Annotated in this window: 18 protein-coding genes; 12 read left to right on the forward strand and 6 right to left on the reverse strand. The window is 70.6% G+C overall.

Annotation, left to right across the window (positions count from 1 at the left end; translation table 11 throughout):
* The first annotated feature begins 69 nt into the window (after positions 1–69).
* From ACZ6RT_RS12860 to ACZ6RT_RS12905, 10 genes are all read left to right on the forward strand, one after another.
* Complete coding sequence (locus ACZ6RT_RS12860; RefSeq protein ID WP_344888631.1) at positions 70–285, forward strand: AtpZ/AtpI family protein; 216 nt, start codon at positions 70–72, stop codon at positions 283–285.
* Between the two features lie 67 nt (positions 286–352).
* On the forward strand, positions 353–1,144 hold the full coding sequence (atpB, locus tag ACZ6RT_RS12865; protein ID WP_399187488.1) for a F0F1 ATP synthase subunit A: 792 nt from the start codon (positions 353–355) through the stop codon (positions 1,142–1,144).
* A 70-nt stretch (positions 1,145–1,214) separates the two neighbouring features.
* Positions 1,215–1,442 (forward strand): ATP synthase F0 subunit C, encoded by a 228-nt coding sequence (gene atpE, locus ACZ6RT_RS12870; RefSeq protein WP_068921643.1) that lies wholly within the window; start codon positions 1,215–1,217, stop codon positions 1,440–1,442.
* Between the two features lie 32 nt (positions 1,443–1,474).
* The gene (locus tag ACZ6RT_RS12875; protein ID WP_399187486.1) at positions 1,475–2,029 is read left to right on the forward strand and encodes a F0F1 ATP synthase subunit B; all 555 of its coding nucleotides are present in this window, start codon (positions 1,475–1,477) and stop codon (positions 2,027–2,029) included.
* Positions 2,029–2,838 (forward strand): F0F1 ATP synthase subunit delta, encoded by an 810-nt coding sequence (locus tag ACZ6RT_RS12880; protein WP_399187484.1) that lies wholly within the window; start codon positions 2,029–2,031, stop codon positions 2,836–2,838. The genes ACZ6RT_RS12875 and ACZ6RT_RS12880 overlap by 1 nt, the downstream gene beginning before the upstream one ends.
* Positions 2,839–2,861: 23 nt before the next feature.
* Positions 2,862–4,511: a F0F1 ATP synthase subunit alpha gene (gene atpA, locus ACZ6RT_RS12885; protein ID WP_399187482.1), complete on the forward strand. Its 1,650-nt coding sequence runs from the start codon at positions 2,862–2,864 to the stop codon at positions 4,509–4,511.
* 3 nt (positions 4,512–4,514) lie between these two features.
* A complete protein-coding gene (locus tag ACZ6RT_RS12890) occupies positions 4,515–5,414 on the forward strand; it encodes a F0F1 ATP synthase subunit gamma (RefSeq protein ID WP_470153523.1) in 900 nt (299 codons plus the stop codon).
* Between the two features lies 1 nt (position 5,415).
* Positions 5,416–6,843 carry a F0F1 ATP synthase subunit beta gene (gene atpD, locus ACZ6RT_RS12895; protein WP_399187478.1) on the forward strand — a complete coding sequence of 476 codons (1,428 nt, stop codon included), beginning with the start codon at positions 5,416–5,418 and terminating at the stop codon, positions 6,841–6,843.
* A gap of 66 nt (positions 6,844–6,909) precedes the next feature.
* Positions 6,910–7,317 carry a F0F1 ATP synthase subunit epsilon gene (locus tag ACZ6RT_RS12900; RefSeq protein ID WP_470153525.1) on the forward strand — a complete coding sequence of 136 codons (408 nt, stop codon included), beginning with the start codon at positions 6,910–6,912 and terminating at the stop codon, positions 7,315–7,317.
* A gap of 42 nt (positions 7,318–7,359) precedes the next feature.
* Entirely contained in the window at positions 7,360–7,782 is a 423-nt protein-coding gene (locus ACZ6RT_RS12905) for a DUF2550 domain-containing protein (RefSeq protein WP_399187474.1), read from the forward strand.
* A 58-nt stretch (positions 7,783–7,840) separates the two neighbouring features.
* Here the strand turns inward: ACZ6RT_RS12905 and ACZ6RT_RS12910 are convergent, their stop codons facing one another.
* Positions 7,841–8,431 (reverse strand): cob(I)yrinic acid a,c-diamide adenosyltransferase, encoded by a 591-nt coding sequence (locus ACZ6RT_RS12910; protein ID WP_399187472.1) that lies wholly within the window; start codon positions 8,429–8,431, stop codon positions 7,841–7,843.
* A gap of 63 nt (positions 8,432–8,494) precedes the next feature.
* Between ACZ6RT_RS12910 and ACZ6RT_RS12915 the strand changes: the two genes are divergently transcribed.
* Complete coding sequence (locus tag ACZ6RT_RS12915; RefSeq protein ID WP_470153528.1) at positions 8,495–11,716, forward strand: S41 family peptidase; 3,222 nt, start codon at positions 8,495–8,497, stop codon at positions 11,714–11,716.
* Between the two features lie 296 nt (positions 11,717–12,012).
* Positions 12,013–12,330 carry an STAS domain-containing protein gene (locus tag ACZ6RT_RS12920; protein WP_399187468.1) on the forward strand — a complete coding sequence of 106 codons (318 nt, stop codon included), beginning with the start codon at positions 12,013–12,015 and terminating at the stop codon, positions 12,328–12,330.
* A 134-nt stretch (positions 12,331–12,464) separates the two neighbouring features.
* Here the strand turns inward: ACZ6RT_RS12920 and ACZ6RT_RS12925 are convergent, their stop codons facing one another.
* The 5 genes from ACZ6RT_RS12925 to ACZ6RT_RS12945 form a co-directional block, all read right to left on the reverse strand.
* Positions 12,465–13,070, reverse strand: coding sequence for a TetR/AcrR family transcriptional regulator (locus tag ACZ6RT_RS12925; RefSeq protein ID WP_470153530.1), 606 nt, complete (start codon positions 13,068–13,070; stop codon positions 12,465–12,467).
* 123 nt (positions 13,071–13,193) lie between these two features.
* Positions 13,194–14,669 carry an aldehyde dehydrogenase family protein gene (locus ACZ6RT_RS12930; protein ID WP_470153606.1) on the reverse strand — a complete coding sequence of 492 codons (1,476 nt, stop codon included), beginning with the start codon at positions 14,667–14,669 and terminating at the stop codon, positions 13,194–13,196.
* Positions 14,670–14,986: 317 nt separating this feature from the next.
* Complete coding sequence (locus ACZ6RT_RS12935) at positions 14,987–15,610, reverse strand: response regulator (RefSeq protein ID WP_399187462.1); 624 nt, start codon at positions 15,608–15,610, stop codon at positions 14,987–14,989.
* A gap of 3 nt (positions 15,611–15,613) precedes the next feature.
* Positions 15,614–16,993, reverse strand: coding sequence for a sensor histidine kinase (locus ACZ6RT_RS12940; RefSeq protein WP_470153532.1), 1,380 nt, complete (start codon positions 16,991–16,993; stop codon positions 15,614–15,616).
* Positions 16,990–17,832, reverse strand: a complete 843-nt coding sequence (locus ACZ6RT_RS12945; protein ID WP_399187458.1) for an ABC transporter permease — start codon at positions 17,830–17,832, stop codon at positions 16,990–16,992. The genes ACZ6RT_RS12940 and ACZ6RT_RS12945 overlap by 4 nt, the downstream gene beginning before the upstream one ends.
* Between the last annotated feature and the right edge of the window lie 31 nt (positions 17,833–17,863).

The following is a 17,863-nucleotide window of genomic DNA, read 5'->3' on the forward strand; positions in this document are numbered from 1 at the left end:
TCTCGCTGGCGCCTCAGCTCCCACCCGATATGACTAGTCCTCACCACGGCTGCTATCGTCATGCCCGCGATGAGCGAAAAGAAAATCCGGCCCGAAGACGACGGCCGCGACTTCGCCAGCGCCGCATGGTCGATCCCCAGCTATCTCCTCTCCGGGATGATCCTTTACGGCGGTGCGGGCTGGTTGCTGTCCGAGTGGACAGGCGTGGTCGCCTTCACTCCGATCGGGCTGATCCTCGGGGTCGCTCTAGCCGTCTACCTGGTCTACCGGAAGTACGGTCGCTAGCCTTCGGCGGCGGTCGCTTCGCTGACGAAGCCATTTCGATCAACTACCACGCTGAAGGGAACGCCGCGTGAGCACGCTGACGCTCCTCGCTCCCGGGGACGAGTTCACGCCTCCGGGACTCGAACTCTTCGACGCCGCCCCGATCATCGCCGGTGTCTCCTGGTTCACGAAGCCGGTGCTGCTGGCCCTGCTGAGCACGGTCCTCGTCATCGGCTTCTGCTGGTCGGCCTTCGGCAGCCCGAAGCTGGTGCCGCGGGGCGTGCAGAACGTCGGCGAGATGGGCTACATGTTCGTCCGCGACCAGGTCGCCCGGCCGTTCCTCGGCAAGGACGCCGACCGGTGGATGGGCCTGCTGCTCAGCATGTTCTTCATGGTCTGGGTGTGGAACCTGATGGGCGTCATCCCGGGCCTGCAGTTCCCGGTCGCCTCGCACATCGCCTTCCCGGTCGTGCTGGCGCTGAGCGTCTACTTCCTCAAGATCTACCTTGGTATCAAGCACCAGGGCGCCATCGGCTACTTCAAGAACATGATGTTCCCGCCGGGGCTGCCCAAGCCGATCTACGTGCTGCTGGCCCCGATCGAGTTCCTGTCCAACCTGATCATCGCGCCCTTCACGCACGCGGTGCGACTGTTCGCCAACATGTTCGCCGGTCACATCATCCTGGCCTTCTTCAGCCTCGTCGGCTTCTGGTTCCTCTTCGAGAAGCTCACCCCGCTGGGGGCCCCGCTCGGCGTGATCGGCGTGATCATGACGATCGCGATGACGGGCTTCGAGATGTTCATCCAGTTCCTGCAGGCGTTCCTGTTCGCGATGCTCGCCGCGATGTACATCGGCAACTCGCTCCACGCCGACCACTAGACGCACAGACCTCCCTCGAATATCCAGACCGGTGACCCTTCACCGGCCGACCTGTAAAGGAAACACACTCATGGGAATCCTCGCTGAGGTCACCGGCTCCCTCGGTTCCATCGGTTACGGCCTCGCCGCGATCGGCCCCGGCATCGGCGTCGGCATCATCTTCGGTCAGGGTGTGCAGGCCATCGCCCGCCAGCCCGAGGCCTACGGCCTGATCCGCCAGAACATGCTGCTCGGCTTCGTCCTCACCGAGGCGCTGGCCCTCATCGGCCTCGTCGCGCCGTTCATGTTCGGTCGCTAAACGCAGAAAACCTCTGACGGAAGGCTGCACAAATGATTCAGGCAGCTTCGCTCCTGGCAGCGGAGGAGGGGCAGAATCCCCTCATCCCGCACACCTACGAGCTTGTCGTCGGCGGCTTCGCCTTCTTCGTCGTCCTCTTCGTCGTCGGTCGGATCCTCACCCCGCGCATCCAGAAGACCCTGGCCGAGCGGACCGACGCGATCGAAGGCGGCATCAAGCGAGCCGAGGACGCTCAGGCCGAGGCCCAGGCGCTGCTCAAGCAGTACAAGGAACAGCTCGCCGAAGCCCGTCACGAGGCCTCGCGGCTTCGTGAGGAGGCCCGCGAGCAGGGCGCGCAGATCAAGGCCGAACTCCGCGAGGAGGCCCAGGCCGAGGCCCGCCGCCTGATCGAGGCCGCGCACCTGCAGATCGAGGCCGACCGTCAGCAGGCGTTCGCCCAGCTCCGCGCCGAGCTCGGCCGTCTCTCGATCGACCTGGCCGGCCGCATCGTCGGGGAGTCGCTGGAGGACGAGGCGCGTCAGCGCCGTACCGTCGACCGGTTCCTCGAGGAGCTCGAGTCGAGCAGCAGCAGCGCGGCGGTTCGCTGATGAGGGGTCTGAGCAGGGCCTCGCTGGCCGAGGTCGAGGAGCGCTTCAACGCGGTCGCGGGAAGCGCCGACCTCGGCACGCTGGCCGAGGAGCTGTTCTCGGTCGCCGACCTGTTCGACCGTGAGCACGGACTCCGCCGCAGCCTCTCCGACCCCGCGCGCCCCGCGGCGCAGAAGACGCAGATCGTGCGGGTGCTGCTGGAAGGCAAGATCAGCGAAGCCGCGCTGGAGACGGTCGTCGCGGCCGTGTCCGCGCGGTGGACCCGCTCGGCCGACCTGGCCGACTCCCTGGAGCGTCTCGGAGTCGTGGCGGCCTCGGCCGAGGCCGAGGCCCAGGGCAGGCTCGACGAGGTCGAGGACGAGCTGTTCCGGTTCGGGCGCATCGCCGCCTCGGACCTGGAACTGCACCGCTCCCTGACCGCGCCGGCCGCGCCCGAGGGGGCCAAGCGGGAGCTGATCGGCTCCCTGCTGGCCGGCAAGGTGGCCCCCACCACCCTCCGCCTGGTGAACCAGATCGTGCTGCATCCGCGAGGACGTAGCCTGGACGTCGGGCTGGAGGAGTTCGGCAGGCTGGTCGCCGCCCAGCGGCAGCGTCTCGTCGCGGTGGTGCGCAGCGCCGTCGTGCTCTCGGAGGAACAGAAGAGGCGGCTGGCCACCTGGCTGCGCGCCTCGTACGGCCGCGACGTTCATCTGAACGTCGAGGTGGATCCGCGAGTGCTCGGAGGGTTCTCGGTGCACATCGGGGACGACCTCATCGACACCACCATCGCGGGACGAATCGAAGAAGTCCGCCGCCGGTTGGCCGGCTAGGCGAATAGGGAGACTGAAGAGAGATGGCGGAGCTTACGATCCGACCGGACGAGATCCGGGACGCACTTGAGCGCTTCGTCCAGGCGTACGAGCCGGAAGGTGCCGCGCGCGAGGAGATCGGGACCGTCGTCGACTGCGGCGACGGCATCGCCCATGTCTCCGGCCTTCCCTCGGCGATGGCGAACGAGCTGCTCGAGTTCGAGGACGGCACGCGTGGCCTGGCGCTGAACCTGGACGTCAGGGAGATCGGCGTCGTCGTCCTGGGCGACTTCAGCAAGATCGAGGAGGGCCAGTCGGTCCGCCGGACGGGCGAGGTCCTGTCCGTGCCGGTCGGCGACGGCTTCCTCGGCAGGGTCGTCGACCCGCTGGGCGTGCCCATGGACGGCAAGGGTCCCATCGAGGCCGAGGGCATGCGCGCCCTCGAACTGCAGGCCCCCTCGGTGGTCCAGCGCCAGCCGGTGAAGGAGCCGCTGCAGACCGGCCTCAAGGCGATCGACGCCATGACGCCGATCGGCCGCGGCCAGCGCCAGCTGATCATCGGTGACCGTGGCACGGGCAAGACCGCCGTGGCCGTGGACACCATCCTCAACCAGCGGGAGAACTGGCTCTCCGGCGACCCGGACAAGCAGGTCCTGTGCGTCTACGTCGCCATCGGCCAGAAGGGCTCCACGATCGCCCAGGTCAGGGGCCGCCTCGAGGCGGCGGGCGCCATGGAGTACACCACCATCATCGCCGCCCCGGCCTCCGACCCGGCCGGCTACAAGTACCTCGCCCCCTACACCGGTTCGGCCATCGGCCAGCACTGGATGTACCAGGGCAAGCACGTCCTCATCGTCTTCGACGACCTGACCAAGCAGGCCGACGCCTACCGCGCCGTCTCCCTGCTGCTGCGCCGCCCGCCGGGCCGTGAGGCCTTCCCCGGCGACGTCTTCTACCTACACTCCCGCCTGCTGGAGCGCTGCGCGAAGCTGTCGAAGGACATGGGCGGCGGCTCGATGACCGGTCTGCCGATCATCGAGACCAAGGGCAACGACGTCTCGGCGTTCATCCCCACCAACGTCATCTCCATCACCGACGGCCAGTGCTTCCTGGAGACCGACCTGTTCAACGCGGGTGTGCGCCCGGCGATCAACGTCGGTGTCTCCGTCTCCCGGGTCGGCGGCTCCGCGCAGGTCAAGGCCATGCGCAAGGTCGCCGGTACGCTCCGGCTCTCGCTGTCGCAGTTCCGTGACCTGGAGGCCTTCGCCTCCTTCGCCTCCGACCTGGACGCGGCCTCCCGCGCCCAGCTGGAGCGCGGCCAGCGTCTGGTCGAGCTGCTCAAGCAGGCCCAGTACAGCCCGTTCCCGGTGGAGAAGCAGGTCGTCTCGGTCTGGGCCGGCACCACCGGCGAGCTCGACGACGTCCCGGTCGAGGACATCCGCCGCTTCGAGGCGGAGTTCCTGGACCACCTGGGCCGCGAGAACAAGGGCATCTTCGACGGCATCCGCGAGACCCGGGAGCTGTCCGACGACACGGTGACGGCCCTCAAGGACGCCATCACCGAGTTCAAGAAGGGCTTCGAGACCTCCTCGGGCGAGCACCTGGTCAACGACGAGCCGGTCGCCGCGCTCGGCGAGCGAGAGGTCGGCCAGGAGAAGATCACCAAGCAGGTCCGCACGGGCGAGAAGAAGTAGCCGATGGGTGCCCAGCTAAGACTGCTGCGCAGGCGGATCAAGTCGGTCAGGTCCACGGCGAAGATCACGCGTGCCCAGGAGCTCATCGCCTCGTCGCGCATCATCAAGGCGCAGCAGCGGATGCAGGCGGCCGTGCCGTACGAGCGGGAGATCACCCGCGCCGTCACGGGCGTCGTCAGCAACACCTCCAGCGTCGACCACCCGCTGACGCAGGCGAAGGAGCAGGCCACCACGGCCGCGGTGCTCATCGTCACCAGCGACCGCGGGTTCGCCGGCGGTTTCAACGCCAACATCCTGCGCGAGGCCGAGGCCCTGGGCAACCTGCTCAGGGGCAGGGGCGTCACGCCCGTGCCGTTCGTGGTGGGCCGCAAGGGCATCACGTGGCACACCTTCCGTGGCCGCGAGATGGGCGGGCACTGGGACGGGTTCTCCGACAACCCCTCCTACGCCGACGCCAAGCAGATCGCCGAGACGCTGATCCAGACGTTCTCGGCGGAGGACGGCGCGGACGAGATCCACATCGTCTCCACCGAGTTCGTCTCGATGCTGACGCAGGAGGTCGTGGTCAAGCGGATCCTTCCCCTGGAGGTCGAGGAGACCACGGAGAGGTCCGACACGCCCCTGCCGTACTTCGAGTTCGAGCCCACCGCCGGCGACGTGCTGGACTCGCTGCTGCCGAGGTACGTGGAGTCGCGCATCTTCAGCGCGCTGCTCCAGTCGGCGGCCTCCGAGCACGCCGCCCGCCGCCGGGCCATGAAGTCGGCGACGGACAACGCCAACGAGCTCATCCGCGTGTTCACCCAGCAGATGAACCAGGCCCGCCAGGCCGAGATCACCCAGGAAATCAGCGAGATCGTCGGTGGCGCGAACGCGCTGGCTGACGCCGCAGCGGGGAAAGAGTGAAATGACCGCACAGACTGTTGAGACCGGCGTGGGACGCGTCGCGCGGGTCACCGGTCCCGTCGTCGACGTGGAGTTCCCCGTCGAGGCGATGCCCGAGATCTACAACGCCCTCACCGTGGAGGTCTCCCTTCAGGGGCAGACCCGTCTTCTGACCCTCGAGGTCGCCCAGCACCTGGGTGACAACCTCGTCCGGGCCATCTCCATGCAGCCCACCGACGGCCTCACCCGTGGCGCCCCGGTGACCGACACCGGCGCGGCCATCTCGGTCCCCGTCGGCGACGTCGTCAAGGGCCACGTGTGGAGCACCCTGGGCGAGTCCCTGGACGTCGAGACCTCCTCGCTCCAGATCACCGAGCGCTGGGGCATCCACCGCCCCTCGCCCTCCTTCGACACCCTCGAGTCGCGGACCGAGATGCTGACCACCGGCATCAAGGTCATCGACCTGCTCACCCCGTACGTGCAGGGCGGCAAGATCGGCCTGTTCGGCGGCGCGGGCGTGGGCAAGACCGTCCTGATCCAGGAGATGATCCGCCGGGTCGCCCGCAACTTCGGTGGCACCTCGGTGTTCGCCGGCGTCGGCGAGCGCACCCGTGAGGGCAACGACCTGTGGCTGGAGATGGAGGAGGCGGACGTCCTCAAGGACACCGCCCTGGTCTTCGGCCAGATGGACGAGCCCCCGGGCACCCGCCTGCGGGTCGCGCTCTCCGCGCTCACGATGGCGGAGTACTTCCGCGACGTGCAGAAGCAGGACGTGCTGCTGTTCATCGACAACATCTTCCGGTTCACCCAGGCCGGCTCCGAGGTCTCCACCCTGCTCGGCCGCATGCCGTCCGCGGTGGGTTACCAGCCGACCCTGGCCGACGAGATGGGTGTTCTCCAGGAGCGCATCACCTCGACCCGCGGTCACTCGATCACCTCGATGCAGGCGATCTACGTCCCCGCGGACGACATCACCGACCCGGCCCCGCACAACGCGTTCGCGCACCTCGACGCGCAGACCGTGCTCTCGCGGCCGATCTCGGAGAAGGGCATCTACCCCGCGGTGGACCCGCTCGACTCCACCTCGCGGATCCTCGACCCGCTGATCGTCGGCGAGGAGCACTACCGCGTGGCCCAGGAGACCAAGCGGATCCTGCAGAAGTACAAGGAACTGCAGGACATCATCGCGATCCTCGGTATCGACGAGCTCTCCGAGGAGGACAAGGTCACGGTCAACCGGGCCCGCCGCATCGAGCGCTTCCTGTCGCACCCGATGTACGCCGCCGAGGCGTTCACCGGCCAGCCCGGGGAGAACGTGCCGCTGGACGAGACCATCGCCTCGTTCAAGGGTCTGTGCGCCGGTGAGTACGACCACCTGCCCGAGCAGGCGTTCTTCATGGTCGGCGGCATCGACCAGGCCGTCGCCAAGGCCAAGGAACTCGCCCGCTAGTCGCCTTCGGCGCCGGTGCGGCCTCGGCCGCACCGGCGCCTGGTTCGATAAGGAACTGGAGAGAACGTGGCGAAGCTGCGAGTAGGCGTCGTCTCGCCGGAACGGGAGATCTGGTCCGGCGAGGCCGACATGGTCATCGCCAAGACCGTCGACGGCGAGATCGGTATCATGCCCAGACACGCGCCCGTGATCGGCGTTCTCGTCGAGGGCGGCCTGCTGAGGGTCAAGCGGGGCGACGGCGAGTCGGATCTGGTCGCCGCCGTCCACGGAGGCTTCCTCTCGGTGGCCGACGACGAGGTGTCGATCCTGGCGGAGCTGGCCGAGCTCGGCTCCGAGGTCGACGTCGCCCGGGCCAAGAGCGCGCTGGAGCGGGCTCAGTCCTCGGTCGAGTCGGGCCAGGACGGCGAGGACGCGACCGCCGGAGCCAAGCGCGCCAGGGCCAGGTTGCGCGCGGCCGGGGAAGAAGTCGGATAAATTCTGCTTCTTAGCGGTACGGGTTCTTGGGGGCGAGCAGACATGGTGATAGCGGACGTACTCATCGTGGTGGGGTTGCTCGTCGCCCTCGTCGCCCTGCTGGCACTACGGGTGCTCGTCCTGACCCGCTCGCGAGGATCGGTGCTGTGTTGTCTCCGCTCCCTGTCCAGGGAGCGAGGGTGGCGGGTCGGTGTGGCCCGCTACGCCGACGGGCACCTGAACTGGATCCCGCTCATAGGTCTGCTGCCAAGGCCGCGCCACGTCATCGTGAGGCGCGGCCTTGTCGTTTCCGGGCGTCGCAAGGTCGGGCCCGGGGAGTTCTACGGGTTCATCGAGGGCGTGACCGCGATCGAGTGCCGCAGCGGGGACAGCGCCTACGAGCTCGCCATGGGGTACCGGGCCCTGACGGGTTTCGTCGCCTGGCTGGAGTCCGCCCCGCCCAGCGCCTACCTCGACGTGGCCTGAGCGGCCCCCTCCGGCCAGGACGGGCCGGAACGGGCCGTGGCGGGCCCCAGGATCGCCCTCAGCGGGTTCCGCCGGGCTTCCAGAGGATCTCCTCGCCCCCGGCCGCCACGCGGCAGAGAATGAACATCAGGTCGCTGAGCCGGTTGAGGTACGTGGCGGTCAGCGGGTTGACGTCGTCGTGAGCCTCCAGCGCCGACCAGACGGCCCGCTCGGCCCGCCGGACCACGGTCCTGGCCACGTGCAGCGCGGCCACCGCCGGGGGGCCACCGGGCAGGATGAAGCTGCGCAGCGGCGTGAGGCGCTCGTTGAACTCGTCGCAGCGCGCCTCCAGCCACTCGACGTAGGAGGGCTCGACGCGCAGCGGCGGGAACTCGGGGTTCTCCACGACCGGGGAGCACAGGTCGGCCCCGACGTCGAACAGCTCGTTCTGGACCCGGACCAGGACGGCGGTGACATCCTCGGCCAGGGAGCCCGCGGACAGGGCCACGCCGATCGCCGCGTTGGCCTCCTCCACGTCCGCGTAGGCGGCCAGGCGCGGGTCGGTCTTGCGGGTACGGCTCATGTCACCGAGCGCGGTCGTGCCGTCGTCCCCGGTACGGGTGTAGATCTTGGAGAGCACCACCGGGTTGTCTCTGTCAGCTCGCGTCATCGTTTCAGCGTATCGGCCGGGAATCGCGCTGTTTAATTTCAACCCGGACAATATGATTCACCGATGGTTTCTGGTTTCTACCTGCGATTCCCCCACCTCTCCCGTGACACGCTGACGTTCGTCGCCGACGACGACGTCTGGACGGCCCCGGTGGAGGGGGGCCGGGCCTGGCGGTTCTCCTCGGACCGGGCCCCGGTGAGCCACCCCTACCTCTCGCCCGGCGGCGACCGGATCGCCTGGACCGGTGTGCGGGACGGGGCTCCCGAGGTCTACCTGGCCGATCTGGGGTCGGGGGCGTCCGAGCGGCTGACCTACTGGGGGGACGCGCGGACGCGCACCCGGGGCTGGACCGCGGACGGCGGGATCCTCGCGATCAGCGCGACCGGCGGCGCCTTCGCGTCGCACGTGTGGGCCCACCGCCTCGATGAGCGGGGAGTCGCCGAGCGGCTGCCGTACGGCCCGGTCAACGACCTGTCGATCGCCCGGGACGCCGGCGGTCCCGGCGCGGGGGACGACACAGAGGGGGACGGCGCGGGGAGCGCCGCGGCCACGGTGGCGCTGCTGACCGGGGGGCTGTCGCGCGACCCGGCGGTCTGGAAGCGCTACCGGGGCGGCACGGCGGGCCGCCTGTGGGTGCGGCGGGGGGAGGGGGACTTCACCCGGATCCTGACCGGGCTGAACGGTCACCTCGCCTCCCCGATGCTCGTCGGCGGGCGGCTGGTCTTCCTCTCCGACCACGAGGGCGTCGGGAACCTCTACTCCTGCGAGCCGGACGGCGGCGGCCTGCGCCGTCACACCGACCACGAGACCTTCTACGTCCGCCACCCGGCCACCGACGGGACCAGGATCGTCTACCAGAGCGCCGGTGACCTGTACCTGCTGGACGGCCTCGACGCCGAGGCCCGCAGGCTCGACGTCACGCTCGGCTCCCCGCTGTCCGGGCCGCGGCCCTACCGGGTCAACGTCTCCCGGCGGCTGCACGACCTCGCGGTGGACGCGACCGGGCGGGCCAGCGCGGTGGAGGTCCAGGGGAGCGTGCACTGGCTCACCCACCGGGACGGCCCGGCCCGCCAGCTCAGCTCGGGCCTGTCGGCGGCGCTGCCCCGCGTCCTGGGTGACGACCGGGTGGTCTGGGTCGCCGACGACGGCGGGACGCAGGGGCTGGAGATCGTCCCGGCCGGGGGCGGCGAGGGCCGCAGGATCGCCGTGGGCCGGTTGGGCGAGGTCGGCGACCTGGCGGTCGCGCCCGACGGGAACACGATCGCGGCGACCTCCAGGGACGGCCGGCTGTCCCTGGTCGACGTGGCCTCCGGGGAGGTCGTGGAGCTGGCGAGGGCGGACGGCGAGATCCGCGACCTCGCCTGGTCGCCGGACTCGGCCTGGCTGGCCTGGTCGCACCCGGACGGCCCCCAGCTGCGCCGGATCAGGCTGGCCCGGGTGGCGGACCGGACCGTGACCGACGTCACCGACGGGCGCTTCACGGACGTCTCGCCCGCGTTCACCGGGGACTACCTGGCGTTCCTGTCGCGCCGCGGGTTCGACCCGGTCTACGACGCGCACTCCTTCGACATGTCCTTCCCCTTCGGCTACCGGCCCTACCTGGTGCCGCTGTCGGCCACCACGCCCTCCCCGTTCGCGCCCAGCGCCGAGGGCCGGGCCGCCTCCACCGCCCGGCAGGACGAGGGCAAGGAGGAGGAGACCGCGATCACCGTGGACCTGGAGGGCATCGGGGGCAGGGTCGTCCAGGTGCCGGTGCCCGAGGGCCGCTACTCGGACCTGCGGGCGGTCAAGGGCGGGTTCACCTGGCTGCGCGAGCCGCTGGCCGGGGAGCTCGGCGAGGACCGCGACCAGGTGGGGGGCGAGCGGCCCCGTCCCGCTCTCGACCGCTACGACCTCCTCAAGCGCACGTGCGACGAGGTCGTCGACAAGCTCGACTGGTACCGGGTGAGCGGTGACGGCACCCAGCTCGTCGTCAGCGACAAGGGCACGCTCACGGTCCGCCCGGCCGACGGCAAGCCGGGCGGCAAGAACGGCGACGACACGACCGTCGACCTGTCCAGGATCCGGATCACCGCCGACCCGCAGGCCCTGCGGCGGCACGCCTACGCCCAGATGGGCCGCAGGATGCGGGCCGACTTCTGGGTCGAGGACATGGCAGGCGTGGAGTGGGACGGCGTGCTGGAGGAGTACCGGCCGCTGGTGGACCGCGTCGCCACCGCCGACGACTTCGCCGACCTGCTCTGGGAGGTCATGGGGGAGCTGGGCAGCTCGCACGCCTACGTCTACGCCGCCCCGTGGGGGCACCCGGCGTCCGAACCGGTCGGGCTGCTCGGCGCCGACCTGTCCAGGGGCGAGGACGGCCGCTGGCGGGTGGACCGGGTGCTGCCGCCCGAGTCCTCCGACGTGCACGCCCGCTCGCCGCTGGCCGTTCCCGGGGCGGGGGTGCGGCCCGGGGAGGCGCTGCTCGCCGTCGACGGCCGTCCGGTGCCGCCGCAGGGCCCGGCGCGCCTGCTGGTGGGGGCGGCGGACAAGCCCGTCGAGCTGACCCTGGACGGTGGCCGCCGGGTGGTGGTCACGCCGCTGCGCGACGACCGGCGGCTGCGCTACCAGCACTGGGTGGCCGGGTGCCGGTCGCGGGTCAGGGAGCTCGGGGGCGGGCGCCTGGGCTACCTGCACATCCCCGACATGGTCGCCGAGGGCTGGGCGCAGTTCCACCGGGACATGCGCCGGGAGATGCGCTTCGAGGGCCTGGTGGTGGACCTGCGGGCCAACCGGGGCGGTCACACCTCGGAGCTGGTCGTCGAGAAGCTGCTGCGCCGGGTCATCGCCTGGGACCTGCCCAGGGGCATGGCGCCGATCACCTACCCCGAGGACGCGCCGCGCGGCCCGCTGGTCGCGGTCACCGACCAGAGCGCCGGCTCCGACGGGGACATCGTCACCGCGGCCTTCAAGCTCCACGGGCTCGGCCCGGTGGTGGGCACCCGGACCTGGGGCGGCGTGATCGGCATCGAGGACCCCCACCGGCTGGTCGACGGCTCGCACATCACCGTCCCCCGGTTCTCCTTCTGGTTCGAAGGGCTCGGCTGGGGGGTGGAGAACCACGGGGTGGACCCCGACGTCGAGGTCGACATCGCGCCGGACGACTGGGCGGCCGGACGGGACCCGCAGATCGAGGAGGCGGTACGGCTCGCGCTGGCCGCGCTGGACGAGCGCCCGGCCGCGACCCCGCCCGACCGGGCCACCCGGCCGTCCCGCGGGCGCCCGGCGCTGCCACCCCGCCCGTAGGAGGTCCCGTTCCCTCGCCCGGGCTGTCCGGGACCGGCCGGGGCCGTTCCAGGGCCGTTCCGGGGCCGGCCGGTCAAGGGATCGTCAAGGAATCCGCTTCGAGCCGCGTTTTATTTCGCATTTCGGGCAAGGAAGCATCATGGTGGTAGGAAGGGTGAATGTGATGGTGGGGGAGGTTCGCGCCTTCTTGCATGCCGTGACGTCGTACGAATGCGGTGCGTGATCCGTCGGTCAGGATGACGCACCGCCGCTGTGCCCGGCCGCCTCCGCAGCGCGGTCAGGCGTGAGGAGGAGGCATGCGCGTCCCCGGCAATTCCCAGGCCCAGGTGGTCGATGTCGGAAACCGTCTCGACGCGGGAACCGTCGCCGGAGTGCGGCCACGGCTGCACGAGGCGGTCGACACCGGGAACGGTGATCTGATAGTGGATCTTTCCGAACTGGAAATGATCGACGCCACCGGTCTGGGCGTGCTCGTGGGCACGCATCGCCGGGCCCTGAGCGCGGAACGCCGCCTCATCCTCAGGGGCGTGCCCCCGAGGATCATGCGGGTACTGGCGGTGACCCGCCTCAACCGGGTCCTCACCGTGGAGCTCCCGGTGGCGGCGATGGCCTGACCGGGCCTGACCGGGCCTGATCGGCCTGGCCGGCGTTCCCGCCCGGTCCCGGCTCGTCCCCGGGGCCCGTTCCGGTCTCGCCCGGGCCCCGGTAGGTCGCGCGTCCCCTCGGATCGCCGGGGGCGCGGTCCGCCTCAGGTCACGAAGGACCGCCGGAAGATGTGCGTCGCGGTGCTGATCAGGCTCTCGACCGGCGGGGGGTCGTCGGACAGGACCCACTCGATGAGCAGTTCCTGGACCGCTCCTATCATGCCCAGCGCCAGCAGGTGCTGGTTGGCCTTGGTGGCCTCCGGCAGATCGGCGACGTTCGCCTTGATCGCGTCGACGAAGCCCGCCACGCCCAGCTGCCGGGAGGTGATCAGGCAGTCGCCCGCCCGGCGTACCTCCATGTGCAGGATCCGCGCCCGGCGCCTGTCCTCGGTGACGAAGCGGATGTACTCGGTCACCCCGGCCTCGACCCGGTCGGCCAGGGTGTCCGGAACCTGGTCGATGGCCTTGTACATCGACTCCAGGGTCTCCTGAATGCACCGCGCGTGCAGGGCCTGCATCAGTTCCTCGCGCCCGGAGAAGCATTCATAGAAGGCGCGATTGGAGATGCGCGCCCGCGCGCACAATCTCTCGATCGTGGTCTCTGGGAATCCGGGGTCGGAATAGAGGACGTACGCCGCGGCGATCAGGCGTTCCCGGCGTTCCGCCAGACGCTCCTCCGGCGACATTCCTCGATATGACCGTCCGTTCATGTCAAGCTCCCACGGGTCGGTGTGAGGTTGACGGACATTCGCTTTATCACTTCCACCTCATGATCCTGGCCCCCAGAATTAACCATTATGGGTGCAAGATCCTTTTTGTGGAAGGGGTGGTCTTTATTGTTTACGTCGTCCGTGCAAGAAGGTGACAAGCCTGATCAGCCGGTCAAGTTCCTTCTCGCCCCGGGTGAACGAGGTGAGGTTCATCCCGGGCAGCGCGAACCTCTGGCGGGAGACCGCCTTGGGCCGGGCGAACTCCCGTAGCCCGTCCGCGCCGTGGATCCGGCCGAACCCCGAGTCGCCGACCCCGCCGAACGGCAGCGCCGGGATCGACGCGAAGGAGATGACCGAGTTGATCGCGGTCATCCCGCCCCGCATCCGGCGGGCGAGCTCCACCGCCCGCCGCGCGTTCCCCGAGAAGACGGTCCCGGCCAGCCCGTACGCGGTGGCGTTGGTCTTCTCCAGCGCCTCCTCCACGTCGGCGACCCGCTTCACCGTCACCGTGGGGCCGAACGTCTCCTCGCGGACCGCGGGGGAGTCCTCCGGCACGTCCTCGACGATCACCGGGTCGACGAAGGGCGCCCGCACCGAGCCGGCCCCGCCCACCACGGCCCGGCCGCCGGCGACCGCGTCGTCGATGTGCCGCCGGATGACGTCGATCTGGGCGGGCATGGTGATCGGGCCGTAGTCGCGACCGGCCCGCACCCGCCCGGCCCGGTCGGTGAGCTCCTTCATGAAGGCGTCGTAGACCGCGTCCACCACGTAGATCCGCTCCACCCCGACGCAGGTCTGGCCCGCGTTGGAGAGCGCGCCCCACAGCGCCGCGTCCGCCGCGGCGGGCAGGTCGGCGTCGGCGTCCACGATCAACGCGTCCTTGCCGCCGCACTCGGCGACCATCGGCGTCAGGTTCGTCGCGCAGGCGGCCATCACCCGCTTGGCGGTGGCCGTCGAGCCGGTGAAGGCGATCTTGCTCACCCCGGGGTCGGAGGCCAGCGCCGCACCGGTCTCGCCCAGCCCGGTCACGGTCCGCAGGACCCGGTGCTCCGGTACGGCCTCGGCGAACAGCGCGGACAGCAGCACCCCCACGCCCGGGGTCAGCTCGCTCGGCTTGAACACCACCGCGTTCCCCGCGGCCAGCGCGTAGGCGATCGATCCCATGGGCGTGAACACCGGGTAGTTCCACGGCCCGATCACCCCGACCACGCCCAGCGGCAGGTACTCCAGGGTGGCCGCGATGTTCGCCCCGACCAGGCCGGGGGAGACGCGCCGCCGCCCGAGCACCCGGTGGGCGTTCCTGGCGGCCCAGTCCAGGTGGGTGACGGCCAGCACGACCTCCAGGACGGCGTCCCCCCTGGGCTTGCCGGTCTCGGCGTGGACCACGTCGGCGATCCTGGACAGGTCCCGGGTGAGGAGCGCCTTGTAGTCGAGCAGCCGCCGCCTGCGCTCGGCCGGGCCCAGCCCCGCCCACCAGGCGGCGGCGACCTCCGCCTCGGCCACGGCGGCGCGCACCGCGGCGGCGTCCTGGATCGGATGGGTGCCGACGACGGCGCCGGTGGCGGGGTCCAGGGAGTCGAAGGTGCGCTGTCCGGTCACCGTGGTCAAGGTCGTCTCCTCTGCGCCGTGGCGGATGCCCGCGCGGGCGGCGCGCCTTCGGCGGCGGGGACGCCCGCCACGAGGGCGGGACGCCCGCCACCCGCGAGACGCGGCGAGCCGTGCGGACACGGTGCGCTCACGATAGACCCGATGCCGCGGTCCGGTACACCGGGACCGGCCCGTCCGGCCTCTCCGGTGCCTCCGGTGTCTTCGGTGTCTTCGGTTCGTCCGGTGCCTGCGGTGGTCCGGTGCCCGTCCCGCGCAGCCGGCCGGGAGCGGGAGCGCGGGGCTTCGGGAGCACGGGCCCCGCGGGGGCGTCAGCGGGTGAGCAGGCCCCGGTCCATGGCCGTGGTGACGGCGGCGGTGCGGTCGGAGACGCCGAGCTTGCCGAAGGCGCGCAGCAGATGGGTCTTGACGGTGGTCTCGCTGATGAACAGGGCCCTGCCGATCTCCGCGTTGGTCATCCCCCTGGCCACCAGGGAGAGCACCTCGGTCTCGCGCGGCGAGAGCGACTCGGTCACCGGCGCCCGCATCCGCGTGACCAGCCTCGTCGCCACCGACGGGGAGAGCACGGTCTCCCCGCGCGCCGCGGAACGGATCGCGGCCAGCAGGTCCGCCCGGGAGGTGTCCTTCAGCAGGTACCCCGCCGCACCCGCCTCGACCGCCCGGACGATGTCGGTGTCCGTCTCGTAGGTGGTCAGCACGATCACCCGGCTCTCCGGCCGGTCGGCCAGGATGCGGGGGATGGCGCTCACCCCGTCCCCGTCGGGCATCCGCAGGTCCATCAGGATCACGTCGGGGCGGATCGCCCCGGCCCGCACGACCGCCTCGTCCCCGGACGCGGCCTCGCCCACGACGGTGATCCCGGGATCGGCCTCCAGCATCCCCCGAAGCCCCTCACGGACCACCGGGTGGTCATCGACGATCATCACGTGCAGCATCCGTCATCCTCTCCCGCCGAGCCGGTCGATCCGCCCGGCCGCGCGGACCCGGCCGGCCGCGCGACCCCGGCCGGTCGTGCCGGCCCGCTCGGCCGTGCCGGGTCGTTCGGCCGTGCCGGTAGGGCCGGTCGTGTCAGGCCGGTCGGTGGGGCCGGTCGTGTCAGGCCGGTCGGTCCGTTCGGTCGTGCCGGCCCGTTCGGTGGTGCCGGTACCGCCGGTGGGGACGATCACCTCGAGCGAGGTCCCGCCGCCCGGCGGGCCGGTCACCGTCACGGTCCCGCCGACCTGCTCGACGCGGCCGCGCATGCCGCGCAGGCCGTACCCCCGGGAGACGGACGGGTCGAGCCCGCGCCCGTCGTCGCGCACCTCCAGACGGACCGACTCCTCCCGGTAGGAGATCGACACGACGACCGACTCCGCGGCCGCGTGCCTGCGCACGTTGGCCAGTCCCTCCTGGACGGCGCGGACGAGCACCACCTCGACCGGTGCGCTCAGCGGCCGGGACGTCCCCGACACCTCGAAGCGGGCGGACAACCCCGTCTCCTCGCCGAGCCGGCCCGTCAGCCGCTCCAGTGCCTCGTCCAGGGTGGAGCCGTCCAGCGGGGCCGGGCTCAGCGTGGTGACCAGCAGCCGGGCCTCGGCGAGGTTCTCCCGCGCGGTCCGGACGGCCAGCGCCAGGTGCCGGGACGGGTCCTGCTGCGCCTCGGCCGCCTGGATCAGCATGATGATGCTGGTGAAGCCCTGGGCCAGGGTGTCGTGGATCTCCCCGGCCAGCCGTTCGCGCTCGGTCTGGGCCCCGCGCTCGGCCGAGAGCGCGGCCACCTGGGCCCGGCTGTTCTCCAGCTGTTCGATGAGCATGGCTCGGTCCTCGCTCTGCGCAGTGATCTTCTCGATCCAGACACCGAAGATGCTGGAGAAGAAGATGATGATGGTCATCACCATCAGGAAGTTGAACGGCTCCGACGTCAGGAAGACGTAGCGGACGGTCGGGGAGAGGTTCAGCGCGATCACGGCGACGATCGCCTGCCTGGCACGGAAGACGATGAAGCACTGCGGGCAGAGCCCGAACAGGGCGAACGTCGCGTCCGGCGCGAACAGCCCCGCGGGGGTGAAGAGCGCGATCATGACGACGATGTAGGCGATCTCGCGCGGGCGGTTCCCGGAGAGGATCGCCGGGCGGCCGAGCAGCAGGTAGAGCGGGAGGATCGTCAGCAGACAGCCCGCGACGACCAGTTTCACGTGCGTCGGGGCGTCGGAGGTCACCGCGAACCAGGTGGGCAGCAGCGTCCCGATGACGAGGAGCGCCTCCCACCCGCGAAGCGATCGCCACGCGTGCGCCCCCGCCCCCCGAAGGAGGGGCTCGGCGCGGTCGTCGGCTCTCATCCGTCGCGACGGCTCTTCCAGCGGAACGTCATCAGGCACAGCACCAGTCCTCCGACGGTCCAGGCTCCCAGGACCAGGGCGACCCGGTCCAGCTCGTAGGAGTTCGCAAGCTCCAGTGTGGCACCGGCGTCACCCAGGAAGACCGACCGGAACCCCTGGCACATCCACTTGAGCGGGAAGAGCGAGGCGATGTTCACCAGCCAGGACGGGAGCGTGAAGACGGGGATGAACACCCCGGAGATGAACTGCAGCACCGTGAACGGCAGCGTGATCACCGCACCGGCGCTCTTGGCCGAGCGGGGCAGGCCGCTGATCGCGACACCGAGCAGCGACGATCCGACCACGCCGAGCACGAACACCCAGGCGAAGGTGAACCACCTGGACGCCTCCGACGGCAGCTGCAGGTCGAACAGCGCGACCCCGATGACCAGGAGGATGACGACCTGCAGGAAGGAGACGAACAGGGTGGTGAGGGCCTTGCCCATGAAGTAGGCGCTCCTCGGCAGCGGCGTTCCGGCCAGCCGCTTGAGCGTGCCGTTGTCGCGGTCCATCGCGATGGTGATCCCGAGGTTCTGGAACCCCGTCATCGCGGCGGTGCCGATCAGCCCGGCCACGTAGAGCTGGGAGACGGTCAGGCCGGTTCCCTCGACCTGGCTGGAGAAGATCGAGCCGAAGAGCACCAGCATGATGATCGGAAATGCGAAGGTGAAGATGACCGCGTCCCTCTCGCGGAAGAACATCCTGCTCTCCAGGGCCGCGCGGGCCAGTCCCAGGTGGACGGTGGAGGGCTGTCGCGTCTCGGCGGGCGGGGCGGCGGGGCGGGCGAGGGTCTGGTTCATCCGGGAAGTACCTTTGCGGGTCGGTCGGCGC

This window comes from Streptosporangium sp. NPDC050148 (assembly GCF_055586505.1).

What these genes read in the sequence shown, in the direction of transcription:
- ACZ6RT_RS12880 (WP_399187484.1), top strand. Translation starts at nt 2,029, where the DNA reads ATGAGGGGTCTGAGCAGGGCCTCGCTGGCCGAGGTCGAGGAGCGCTTC.
- ACZ6RT_RS12910 (WP_399187472.1), bottom strand. Translation starts at nt 8,431, where the DNA reads ATGACGCGAGCTGACAGAGACAACCCGGTGGTGCTCTCCAAGATCTAC.
- ACZ6RT_RS12915 (WP_470153528.1), top strand. Translation starts at nt 8,495, where the DNA reads ATGGTTTCTGGTTTCTACCTGCGATTCCCCCACCTCTCCCGTGACACG.
- ACZ6RT_RS12890 (WP_470153523.1), top strand. Translation starts at nt 4,515, where the DNA reads ATGGGTGCCCAGCTAAGACTGCTGCGCAGGCGGATCAAGTCGGTCAGG.
- ACZ6RT_RS12925 (WP_470153530.1), bottom strand. Translation starts at nt 13,070, where the DNA reads ATGAACGGACGGTCATATCGAGGAATGTCGCCGGAGGAGCGTCTGGCG.
- ACZ6RT_RS12905 (WP_399187474.1), top strand. Translation starts at nt 7,360, where the DNA reads ATGGTGATAGCGGACGTACTCATCGTGGTGGGGTTGCTCGTCGCCCTC.
- ACZ6RT_RS12945 (WP_399187458.1), bottom strand. Translation starts at nt 17,832, where the DNA reads ATGAACCAGACCCTCGCCCGCCCCGCCGCCCCGCCCGCCGAGACGCGA.
- atpD (WP_399187478.1), top strand. Translation starts at nt 5,416, where the DNA reads ATGACCGCACAGACTGTTGAGACCGGCGTGGGACGCGTCGCGCGGGTC.
- atpE (WP_068921643.1), top strand. Translation starts at nt 1,215, where the DNA reads ATGGGAATCCTCGCTGAGGTCACCGGCTCCCTCGGTTCCATCGGTTAC.
- ACZ6RT_RS12940 (WP_470153532.1), bottom strand. Translation starts at nt 16,993, where the DNA reads ATGAGAGCCGACGACCGCGCCGAGCCCCTCCTTCGGGGGGCGGGGGCG.
- ACZ6RT_RS12935 (WP_399187462.1), bottom strand. Translation starts at nt 15,610, where the DNA reads ATGCTGCACGTGATGATCGTCGATGACCACCCGGTGGTCCGTGAGGGG.
- ACZ6RT_RS12875 (WP_399187486.1), top strand. Translation starts at nt 1,475, where the DNA reads ATGATTCAGGCAGCTTCGCTCCTGGCAGCGGAGGAGGGGCAGAATCCC.
- ACZ6RT_RS12860 (WP_344888631.1), top strand. Translation starts at nt 70, where the DNA reads ATGAGCGAAAAGAAAATCCGGCCCGAAGACGACGGCCGCGACTTCGCC.
- ACZ6RT_RS12920 (WP_399187468.1), top strand. Translation starts at nt 12,013, where the DNA reads ATGCGCGTCCCCGGCAATTCCCAGGCCCAGGTGGTCGATGTCGGAAAC.
- atpA (WP_399187482.1), top strand. Translation starts at nt 2,862, where the DNA reads ATGGCGGAGCTTACGATCCGACCGGACGAGATCCGGGACGCACTTGAG.